We start from the raw sequence: 10,624 nt of genomic DNA on the forward strand, positions 1-10,624 counted from the left end.
CCGTAATAGTCTCGCACTGATTTTTATGCGTGCAGCGTGTGATACAGAGTAGGCGTGCAGCATGTGATACAGCCTACCCGTGCACCATGTGATACAGCTTCGGAAGATGACTTGGCTGGACGCTTACGGTACGAGTTGAGGGCCAACTGGTGTTCAACAACATCGCCATGCGCCTGGGGGCAGCCCTCCAGGGGTTAGGTTTGGCCTACATGGCCGAAGACCTAGTGCAGGCGCATGTAGCTGAAGGCCGGCTGATTCGCGTGCTTGAAGACTGGTGCGAGCCCTTCTCGGGCTACCACCTCTATTACCCGAGCCGGCGACAGAGTTCACCGGCTTTTACCTTGCTGCGCGATGCCCTGCGTTATCCGGGCTAAACCGAAAACATCACTGCGCTGGGGCTTCGACCCCGCTATAGGCGAGCACAGCCGGTGGTAGCCGTTCACCTTGGATGCTGATTTCAGCCAAGGCCGCATTGAGTTCCGCAAGCTCCTGATTGTTGAAGGTCACTTGTGCCGCTGCGTTGTTTTCGAGCATATGCGCCATCTGTGTCGTACCTGGAATGGGCACAATCCAGTTCTTTTGCACCATCAGCCAGGCCAATGCGAGCTGGGAGGGTGTCACGCTCTTGCGTTCGGCCCAGGCTTTCACCAGGCGCACAAGCTTCAGGTTATTAGTCCGACTCTCCGGCGCAAATCGGGCTTCGATCCCGCGAATATCACCCTCGGCAAAGCGCGTCTTTTCGTCGATTGCCCGCTGAGAAAGCCGACCCCGAGCGGGCTCCAGGGGACGAAGCCGATACCCAGTTCCTCACATAGCGGAATCAGCTCCTGCTCGGGGCCTCGCCATAGCAGCGAATATTCGTTCTGCACCGCGCTAACGGGCAGCTCGGCATGCGCTCGGCGCAATGTCTTCAGCCCCATTTCGGACAAGCCCCAATGCAGCACCTTGCCTTCGGCCATCAAGTCTTTGACCGCCCCCGCCACGTCCTCAATTGGTATCTGCGGGTCGACGCGGTGCTGGTAAAGAAGATCGATGCGATCCGTACGCAGGCGTTTGAGCATGCCCTCAACGACTAACTTGATGTGCTCCGGGCGGCTATTGAGCCCTGGGCGGCGCTCACCGGTTTGCTGATCGATGTTCCAGCCGAACTTGGTAGCGATCACCACCTCATTGCGGAACGGGGCCACGCCTTCACCGAGAATTCGCTCCACCTCATGGGGGCCATACGCCTCGGCCGCATCATAGAAGGTGACGCCGTGCTCGAACGCGGTGCGAATGATGTTGTGCATCTCCACCCGATTAGGGATTGTCGTCTGGTAGGTGCGACTCATGATCTGCACGCCCAGGCCTACACTCGATACTTCCAGAGCGCCGAGTTTGCGCCGGCCGACCAGGGTAGTGGTTTTCGTTGGCTTTGCAGAGACTACTGAGTCACTGGCGTTCGCCGTCATTCCCGGGATCAGAGGGGCTTGGTATCACCTTACGTTCCCTACATTGACACTGCCAAATCGCCCGTCACCCCTACCTCTTGCGGCTATTTCGGTAATTGGCAATTGACCGTCAAACTCAAGTCCATTGATTGACACAAACTCGCGCCAATCAAGAGCAGGTTTGACGGGGGTATCAGAGCAAGCCAGCTCTAACAACGCCAATGTTTGACACCCACATTCGACGCATTAAGCCCGGAAGCAGCGTTAACGTGCGGTTTGTGAATCATTACGCAGGCGTACCAAAGCAGAAATCCTCTCGACATCGGGCTCACCTTGGACCGGTCAGAGCTTAGATCTTGGCATGTGAAAGGTGCCTGAAAATTAAATCGGATTCCTTGCTCGAAGGTCGTTGCTGGATCGATGGACACTCTGAGGGCAACAACAACCCACACTAACCCCGAGGTAAATCCATGATTGGATGCCCAGAATATAGTTTGACATAGAGGGCCGCAAAATCCGCAAGCTTCAGCGCTATGGCATGCCGCAACAACGGAAATATAGTTCGACACAGCCTAACGCGTCCGCCGGAAAAGCCCCACCGCAGCCAGGAATAAAGTCTGACACCGCCGCCCTGGCTCGGCTTATTTTGCCTACTCCGCCAACTTCCTGAGCGACACCGAGCATGGCGTGATCATGTAAGTGGAAACGACTCCGGTGCATCGTACTGCCGCAGTCGACTCGACCAGAACGATGGTCGAGTGTTTCGAAGCGCAGTTCGATCTAACGCCGGAACGCCTCATTGGCTATGCCGCCTATGCGGTGCAATCCGCCTAAAGAGGTGCGTTCACGGGCCGCGGTTTGAGCTTTAGGGAAAATCCCTCCTCGCTTTTCTCCACTATCAGCTCATCTCCCAGCGTCCAACCGAGTTTCGCAAGTAACTCAGATGGAAGCTCAACGATTACGTCTCCGCTGCCGTCTCCCGGATCTTGGCAGACAACTCGCCAGCTGTTAGGTGTGTCCATGACGCCACCCTCCTTACAGAAGCTAAAGTCAGAAGCATGGCGGAGACGCCTTACCATAGCGCACACCCATGTCGTAGATTCCCCCTATTTGGAGGCTAAACCATGACAGAGCCCAGCGACCACGAAATTGGCCATCCCGAGGGATTGATTCCTGCGCTCGCAGCCAGCGCCACGCATGCTGCTTACCTGCGTGCAGTTCAGGCAGGCCGTACGCTGATAATGGCGAGGGATGGATGGCTCGTTCGAATTGATCCGGACGGCTCAGAGACGCGGCTTCGCGCCTTACCCATGAAGCATAAGGTAACGGCGGGGAGCGTCTTTCATTTTAGCGCGCAATTGCGGAGCTAGGGCTGCCCAACGCGGATACGACTGCCTCACGAAAGTGGCGGGCGCAGGCAGTACCGCCAAGATCTTGAGGCGGTGAGTGCGGCAAGCTTAATCCGTACAATGCCGCTTCGTTTGCTCTGTGTAGCCCGATGAAGCACCCGATGGTGGCAATCACCGAGGCCACGCCAGGTCGCCTGGATCGAAGTAGCTGCTACAGGTAGCAGACGTGATCGACACGAAGCCTGATTTGCGTGGCTGTCCATTCGCATCGCTTGGCCTGCCGTCCGAGAATGGATTCCCGCGGCAGTTATTTGGAATCTGCGGTGCTGCTCGACCTGGCTTGTTAGCTGGCGTAAACCAAGATCCATCACGGCGACCAGATGAAGACCGGTGGAATTAGGAGGCGATGCGAATGCCGCACGCCGAGTACTTCTGGTTAAGCGCCAGATCGATTTCGGCAACGTACTTCACGTGCGCCATGCTGCACGGCACATCTATCAGGCGATGCAACGTCTTCTCTATTTTAGCCTGGGGCCTTTTGGTTGTTGACGATACCGTCGATGGGAATCGCGCCTGCACAGTCAGCAGCGACACCGTTTCGCCTCCAAGATCTATGGCTCCATTAGCGTCGCGAATGACTGATGGAGGATGCGAATCGGTGTCGGAGTCGATGCGATTACCCACCGGCCGGACGATCAGGGCGGATTCGAACAAATCGATGCTCGAATCCGCATCATTTAGCAAGCCGAACGGGCCAGGCCACGCTGTTTCACGAGCGTATAGATCGCCGGAATAACAACCAGCGTAAGAATCGTCGAAGAAACCATGCCGCCCACCATCGGCGCGGCGATGCGCCTCATCACCTCCGATCCGGTACCGGTGCCCCACATGATTGGCAACAGACCGGCCATGATGGCAACCACAGTCATTATCTTCGGCCGCACTCGATCCACCGCGCCAATTATCACTGCCTGGTAAAGGTCATCCACCGTCAGCTTTTCACCGGCAGCCTCCCGCTCTGCTCGACGCTCATCGAGCGCGTGGTCAAGGTAGATCAGCATGATCACGCCTGTCTCCGCGGCAACGCCAGCCAGAGCAATGAAACCCACCGCTACTGCAACGGAGAAGTTGTAGCCCAACGCCCACATCAGCCAAACGCCACCTACCAGCGAGAATGGCACTGAGAGCATGACGATCAGCGTCTCGGTAAGCCGCCGGAAGTTCAGATACAGCAGGAGGAAGATCACCACCAGCGTCAACGGCACTACGATTTTCAGCCGCTCGGCCGCTCTCTCCATGTACTCAAACTGGCCGCTCCAGGTGACATAATACCCAGGCGGGAAACTCACTTGCTCCTGTACAGCTTGCTGCGCCTCGCGCACGTAGCTACCGATATCCCTATCACGAATATCCACGTAGATATAGGCCGATAGCAATGCGTTCTCAGTGCGGATGCTCGGCGCGCCCTTAGTGATGCTGATGTCCGTAAGCTGGCCGAGTGGTATCTGTGCACCGCTCGGCGTCGGCACTAGCACTTCAGTGCCGATCCGTTGGGGATCGGAACGCAGCTCTCGCGGATAGCGCACATTGACGCCGAATCGCTCCCGCCCTTCGACAGTGGTGGTCACAAGCTCGCCGCCAAGGGCGGTGCTAATCACCGTTTGCACTTCCCCTACCGTCAAGCCGTAGCGGGCCAAGGCGTCATAGTCGGGCGAAATGTCGAGGTAGAAGCCGCCTGTAATACGTTCGGCAAACGCGCTGGTGGTGCCGGGCACTGCCTGCACAACCGCTTCAATCTGAGTTGCTAGCCGCTCGATCCCGGCGAGGTCCATGCCAAATACCTTGATGCCAATGGGCGTTCGAATGCCGGTGGAGAGCATGTCCAAGCGCCCTTGGATGGGCATAGTCCAGCTATTTGCCACGCCCGGAAATTTCAGCGCGTCGTTCATCTCGGCGATGAGCTTGTCCACCGTCATTCCTGGCCGCCACTCTTTCTCCGGTTTGAGGTTAACCACCGTCTCGAACATTTCCACCGGCGCCGGGTCGGTGGCCGTGGCCGCGCGGCCCGCCTTGCCAAACACCGAGGCCACCTCTGGGAAGCTCTTGATGATCCGGTCCTGCGTTTGCATGAGCTCAGCGGCCTTGGTAATAGACATACCAGGAAGCGAGGCTGGCATATACAGCAGCGTGCCCTCGTTGAGTCGCGGCATGAACTCGCTACCGAGCTGCCGCGCCGGCAAAATGCTAACGACCAAAACCACCAGCGCTACAACGATTGTCATCACCTTCCAACGCAGCACACCTTGGATGATCGGGCGGTAGACCCATATCAGAAAGCGGTTCACCGGGTTCTTGTGCTCGGGGATTATCCGCCCTCGCACGAACAGCAGCATCAGCACCGGCACCAGGGTCACTGATAGCAGCGCCGCAGCGCCCATAGCGAAGGTCTTGGTGAGCGCCAGCGGCGAGAACATCCTCCCCTCCTGCGACTCCAGCGTGAACACCGGTAGGAAGGAGACTGTGATGATCAGCAGCGAGAAGAACAGCGCAGGGCCTACCTCCCGACAGGCCTCGATTATAATATGTACACGCGGCTTCTCCGGCGGCGCTCGCTCCAGGTGCTTGTGGGCGTTCTCGATCATCACAATAGCTGCGTCCACCATCGCACCGATGGCGATCGCGATGCCGCCCAAACTCATGATGTTGGAGTTGAGCCCTAGCCAGCGCATGGCGATGAAGGACATTAGGATGCCAATCGGCAGCATGAGGATGGCCACCAGCGCACTGCGCACGTGCAGAAGAAACACAACGCACACCAGCGCAACGATGATCGACTCTTCAAGAAGCGTGAACTTGAGATTGTCGACAGCGCGCTGGATAAGATCCGAGCGGTCGTACACCGTCTCGATATTCACTCCTTCCGGCAGGCCGGGACGGATCTCCTCTATTTTGGCCTCAAGATTGTCGATCACGGACATAGCATTCTCGCCGTAGCGGGCAACGGCGATGCCGCCGACCACCTCACCCTCTCCATCGAGCTCAACGACGCCGCGACGCTCGTCCGGGCCGAGTTCGACGCGAGCTACATCACGCAGCAGAACCGGAATTCCGCGTGAAGCTTTCAGCACCAGTTTCTCGATGTCCTCTGCACCGCGCAGGTAGCCACGACCGCGCACCATGTACTCGGTCTCGCTCATCTCTACGATGCGGCCACCGACGTCGGCATTGCTGGTACGGATGACTTCAGATATCCGGCTCAACGGGATGTCATAGGCCTGAAGCTTCTGCGGGTCAACGGTGACCTGGTACTGCTGGACAAAGCCTCCGATGCTCGCAATCTCGGATATGCCTTCGGCCTTGGTGAGCTGATAGCGCACGAACCAGTCTTGCAGGGTGCGTAGCTCAGCAAGGGTATGACGTGTGCTGGTCAAGGCGTATTGGTAGACCCAGCCCACACCTGTGGCATCTGGCCCTAACGCGGGTGTCACCCCCGCTGGCAGGTTCTTCGAAGCGAAGTTGAGGTACTCCAGCACCCGCGAGCGGGCCCAATAGATGTCGGTACCGTCCTCGAAGATGACATAGACGAAGGAGGCACCGAAAAACGAGAAGCCTCGCACCACCTTGGAGTTGGGCACCGATAGCAGCGCCGTGGTAAGCGGATAGGTGACCTGATCCTCTACCACCTGCGGGGCCTGCCCAGGATATTCGGTGTACACAATCACCTGCACGTCGGATAGGTCCGGCAGTGCGTCCAGTGGGGTTTTCATTACCGCGTAGATGCCGGCGCCGATGATAATCAGCGTGGCGAGCAACACAAGGAAGACGTTGCGCACCGACCATTCAATGATTTTGGCAAGCATGCTTAATGCCCTCCATGGGAATGGCCGCCGTCCGGCATCACATGATCTGGGTGACTCCCAGACTCAGCGTCGCTACCGTGGCCCGCATCCACCTCACCCGCCGGCTTATGAAGCTCGTTGCTCTCGTAACTGCCGCTATCACTGTGATCGTCGTGTCCAGCATGACGATGAAGTGCATCGGCATTGCCTGGCGCGGCGGGACCGTCAGGCCCGACGGCGGCTCCATGGGCATGGGGATCCGCTTCTGCAGTCGAAGCCGACTTCCCACTCATGCCGCTTAGCGCTGCCTTTAGGTTGCTCTCGGCGTCTATCAGGAAGTTGGCGCGCGTGACTACTGACTCGCCCTCCCCCAGCCCTTCCAACACCTCAATGTAGCCGTCGGCACGCCTGCCTGTGCGCAGTTCGCGCGGCTCAAAGCGACCTTCGCCCAGGGCAACCAGCGCAATCCGGCGAGTACCGCTGTCGATTACCGCCGAGTCAGGCACTGCGAGCACCGGCGCCTGCTCACCTGCTGCGAGCTGAGCGGTGCCGAACATAGCCGGCTTAAGCAGGCCGTCGGGATTGGTTAGCTCGATGCGAACCCTGGCGGTGCGAGTCTCCGGCGACAGATCGGGATAAACGAAGGTTACCTCGCCCCTAAAGCGCCGGTCGGGATAGGCGCTTACCGTAAGCTGCGCCTTCTGCCCAAGCTGAACTAACGCCAGATCCTGCTCGAAAACCTCAGCGATAAGCCAGACGGTATCGAGATCCGCGATTCGGTAGAGGGCATCCCCTGGCTGAAAGCGCATACCTTCAACCGATGGCTTATCCAATACCACGCCATCCACGGGCGCGGCGATCGTCAAAGTGCGAGTTACCTTGCCAGTACGACGCAACCGTTCAAGCTGTGCTTCCCCGATATCCCAATTGCGTAGCCGCTCAAGGGCAGAATAGGAGAGGGAGGCGAGCCCCTTTTGCGCGGCCGCGCTGCCGCCGGCAAGACTTTGCTGCCCGGCATTGGCGATCAGGAACTCCTGCTGCGCCGACACCAGCTCGGGGCTGTAGACCTCCATAAGTGGCTGGCCTTTGCGAACCGGCTCACCGGTCGTGTTGACGTAGAGCTTTTCGATCCAACCCTCAAACTTGGGCGCCAAGGTGTATTGGCCGCGCTCGTCGACCTGCACCGTACCGACTGCACGCACTGTACGGGTGAGCACGCGGCGCTCAACTGGCGAAGACAGTACACCCAGCAACTGCACCTTCTCAGGGCTGATTACAACGGTGTTTCCCGATTCATCACCCTCATAAACGGGGATGTACTCCATACCCATGGAGTCCTTCTTCGGCACCGGGGAGGTGTCCGGCAGTCCCATGGGATTGCGGTAGTACAGGATCTTGCGCTCGCCCTGCGCGGCAGCAGGCCCCTTGTCGGCGTAGACCGGGATGTAGTCCATCCCCATCGGATCCTTCTTGGGCACTGGCGACGTGTCGGGCAGCCCCATGGGGTTGCGGTAGTACAGAACCTTGCGCTCTTGTGGGGCGGTGCTTCCAGCTACCTCCGAGGAGCCTGTCCTTTGCGCCACCATGTAGCCACCACCGAAGCCGGCGATTGCCGTCGCAAGGGCGAGCGCACCTGCGCCGAAAATCATGCTGCGATTCATAGTTCTGCTCCGACAAGACGTTCCAATTCCACCACTTGGACTCGTTGCTCCAGCGCCAGCGAGAGCAGCGACAGCCTCAGCTGGCGAATCTGTCGCTGGGCATCAAGCAAGGTCGCGAAATCGACGTTGCCGGTCTGATAGCTGGCGAGCGCCGATTGATAGGTGAGCTCCGCCTGCGGCAGGAGCGTTCTGTCAATCAGTTCGTGCTGTCGAAAGGCTGTCTCCAACGCCGACCACGCTTCACCTACGCTGCCCGCGAGACGGCTGTTGACCGCCTCGCGACGAGCCTCGGCGGCGTAGCGCAAGGAAACGGCCTCGCGCTGCTCTGCGCTGCGGCGTTTGCCCCACAGCGGGATATTCATCTCCAGCATCAACTCGAACTCTTCGGCCCGGTTACCCATCTGGACGACGGCAGTGCCGACGGTGATATCCGGAATCCAGTTTCGGCTGGCAAGCGCCTCAGCACGCTGGGCCTCTTGAATTCGTGCATTGAGCTCAGCCAGTTGAGGATTGCCACCGAAGATACGAGCCTGCAGCTCAGCCAAGGTCGGCACTGATGCAGGCAGAGCAGGCCAACCGGCGGGCTCCGCCAGCGGCGAGTTCGCAGGGCGCGCCAAGATGCCGTTCAACCGCGCCGCCGTGCCGCGTCGGTCGCGTTCCAGCGTCAGCAGCTCGCTCTGCAGACTGGTGTGCTCGGTCTGAGCCTTGATCACGTCCTGTTGCGGCGCAAGCCCCACTCTGTAGCGAGCTTGGGCAATACTCTCAAGCTCATCCACCAGCGCCCGCAGCTCCTCGGTGACCTGGATGGCTGCGTGGGCATACTGGTATTCGTTGAAGGCAAGCTTGACGAGACTCCTGAGCTCGACTCGGCTCAGGCGCTCGCGGGCCGCTGCCTGCTCGGCGCCCGCCTCTGCGATCTCGCGAGCAAGCCCCCGCTTGCCGCCAATAGGAAAAGTCTGACGGAACGCGTAACGTGTGCTGCCAACGCCGCTGGGCGATAGGCTCGGGTCGTCGCGGGCGATGCCCATTTCCTCAAAAGTGAGCATCGGGTCCGGGAGCGCACCGGCTACATCGGGACGCTCCCAGGCGGCCTGCCTCTCATGCCCGACAGCCCGGAGCTCTGGGCTCTGCCGTTCAAGCAGGTCTAGCAGCGGAGGCAACGTGGCGCCAAGCTCGGCTGACCCTGGCGAAGCCTGCGCGCCGCTGCTCAGAGCAAGGCCTAGGATGACGGGTGCTAGCAGCCCCCAACTGCGGACGGGCAGCGGCTGAACGATCCAGTTCATAGAATCTCCTTACTGCAGTGCCGGTCCCGTTGATTGCAGCAACGACAACTAGAATATTCGAGGACTTCGGCTTGCGCACCACGCCAGTCATGAGCGGAGAGCGGAAACGGGTGTGCCGACCAGGCGCGATACTTGATCAAGTCATTCATCATGTTTAACTCCGAAGCACGCAAATTTCGGCACAAGGGAAAGCTTGGACCCGTTTATGAGCGAGCTATTGTTTGGCTTTATTGCAGATCAGACCTGTCGTTCATATAACTTAAACTTTACATTTATGTCAGTTACCTAAACTAACATATTTTCAGCGTACTACTCGCAAAACACCTGCTATCTCCGCCGCCGCAAACCACAAATAACCTGCTACCTCCTCTTCAAAATCAATACAACTATTTCACCAACAAACGTGAAAATGTAATGCACAAGTAAGGTTTACGACAGCTTCTTCTCTGTAGGCTATTAGTAATAGCCTGATCTGTAAGGTAGTTTTTCCTACGCCCACAGCCAAAGTCAGAAAAACAACCATTAGGAGGTTGTCATGAGACCGCACCGACGCACACCCCTCGCTCCAATTTGCTTCGTGGGAATACTCCTCGCTGGGACGACGCTCGCTGATGACGACATGCACAACAAGAACGCCATGCCTAGCCCAATTGGACAGCAGCCCACCAGCACGCCATCGGCGCACGCTACCGATCCGAAGTCCTCTGCTCCTCAGAATACGCTTGCAACGCCCGATGCCATGGCCACGCACATGGAGGAGATGGCAGCCATGATGCGCCAAAAGGGGCAAGCCATGGAGGCCATGGGCCGACAGATGCAGGAAGGCAGCATGCAGATGCATCAACAGGCCATGGCGATGAAGACTGGCGACGCCTCTGCGCATCAGGGCATGGACATGTCTGCCACGATGCAGCACATGCAGCAGATGAATGAGGACATGAAGCACTGCGAGATGCAGATGCAGAGGGTTGACGCCACCATGCAGAAGATGGATTCGAGCATGGGTGGCGGTATGGCTAAGAAGAAGATGGGCCACATGTAGCGGAGGCCGGCGCGGTGCTA

6 protein-coding genes and 3 pseudogenes are annotated in these 10,624 nt (G+C 58.6%); 3 read left to right on the forward strand and 6 right to left on the reverse strand.

Annotated features, from left to right (window positions below):
- Window positions 1-113: 113 nt before the first annotated feature.
- Window positions 114-374 (forward strand): annotated as a pseudogene (locus CXK94_RS17650) (LysR substrate-binding domain-containing protein); the annotation flags it as partial.
- A gap of 10 nt (window positions 375-384) precedes the next feature.
- Here the strand turns inward: CXK94_RS17650 and CXK94_RS17655 are convergent.
- A pseudogene (locus tag CXK94_RS17655) lies at window positions 385-1,331 on the reverse strand (aldo/keto reductase).
- A 732-nt stretch (window positions 1,332-2,063) separates the two neighbouring features.
- Here CXK94_RS17655 and CXK94_RS22700 point away from each other — a divergent pair.
- A pseudogene (locus tag CXK94_RS22700) lies at window positions 2,064-2,246 on the forward strand (IS5/IS1182 family transposase); the annotation flags it as partial.
- Between the two features lie 14 nt (window positions 2,247-2,260).
- On the opposite strand, the gene CXK94_RS22705 reads toward CXK94_RS22700, so the two are convergent.
- From CXK94_RS22705 to CXK94_RS17690, 5 genes are all read right to left on the reverse strand, one after another.
- Window positions 2,261-2,452 (reverse strand): hypothetical protein, encoded by a 192-nt coding sequence (locus tag CXK94_RS22705; protein WP_020307714.1) that lies wholly within the window; start codon window positions 2,450-2,452, stop codon window positions 2,261-2,263.
- Window positions 2,453-3,175: 723 nt separating this feature from the next.
- Window positions 3,176-3,493 (reverse strand): hypothetical protein, encoded by a 318-nt coding sequence (locus CXK94_RS22305; protein WP_020307713.1) that lies wholly within the window; start codon window positions 3,491-3,493, stop codon window positions 3,176-3,178.
- A 23-nt stretch (window positions 3,494-3,516) separates the two neighbouring features.
- Window positions 3,517-6,639 (reverse strand): efflux RND transporter permease subunit, encoded by a 3,123-nt coding sequence (locus CXK94_RS17680; RefSeq protein ID WP_011914418.1) that lies wholly within the window; start codon window positions 6,637-6,639, stop codon window positions 3,517-3,519.
- Between the two features lie 2 nt (window positions 6,640-6,641).
- A complete protein-coding gene (locus CXK94_RS17685; protein WP_011914419.1) occupies window positions 6,642-8,279 on the reverse strand; it encodes an efflux RND transporter periplasmic adaptor subunit in 1,638 nt (545 codons plus the stop codon).
- Window positions 8,276-9,562, reverse strand: coding sequence for a TolC family protein (locus tag CXK94_RS17690; RefSeq protein ID WP_003296208.1), 1,287 nt, complete (start codon window positions 9,560-9,562; stop codon window positions 8,276-8,278). Before CXK94_RS17690 ends, CXK94_RS17685 begins: the two co-directional genes overlap by 4 nt.
- Before the next feature lie 619 nt (window positions 9,563-10,181).
- Between CXK94_RS17690 and CXK94_RS17695 the strand changes: the two genes are divergently transcribed.
- Entirely contained in the window at window positions 10,182-10,604 is a 423-nt protein-coding gene (locus CXK94_RS17695; protein ID WP_169918116.1) for a hypothetical protein, read from the forward strand.
- The last annotated feature ends 20 nt before the right edge of the window (window positions 10,605-10,624 follow it).

Origin of the sequence: Stutzerimonas stutzeri (genome assembly GCF_002890915.1) — a bacterium.
In the GTDB taxonomy this organism is placed as follows: domain Bacteria; phylum Pseudomonadota; class Gammaproteobacteria; order Pseudomonadales; family Pseudomonadaceae; genus Stutzerimonas; species Stutzerimonas stutzeri_AF.

Bases quoted from the DNA above. Each gene is read 5' to 3' on its own strand.
- CXK94_RS17685 (WP_011914419.1), bottom strand. From the start codon at position 8,279: ATGAATCGCAGCATGATTTTCGGCGCAGGTGCGCTCGCCCTTGCGACG.
- CXK94_RS17690 (WP_003296208.1), bottom strand. From the start codon at position 9,562: ATGAACTGGATCGTTCAGCCGCTGCCCGTCCGCAGTTGGGGGCTGCTA.
- CXK94_RS17680 (WP_011914418.1), bottom strand. From the start codon at position 6,639: ATGCTTGCCAAAATCATTGAATGGTCGGTGCGCAACGTCTTCCTTGTG.
- CXK94_RS17695 (WP_169918116.1), top strand. From the start codon at position 10,182: ATGCACAACAAGAACGCCATGCCTAGCCCAATTGGACAGCAGCCCACC.
- CXK94_RS22705 (WP_020307714.1), bottom strand. From the start codon at position 2,452: ATGGACACACCTAACAGCTGGCGAGTTGTCTGCCAAGATCCGGGAGAC.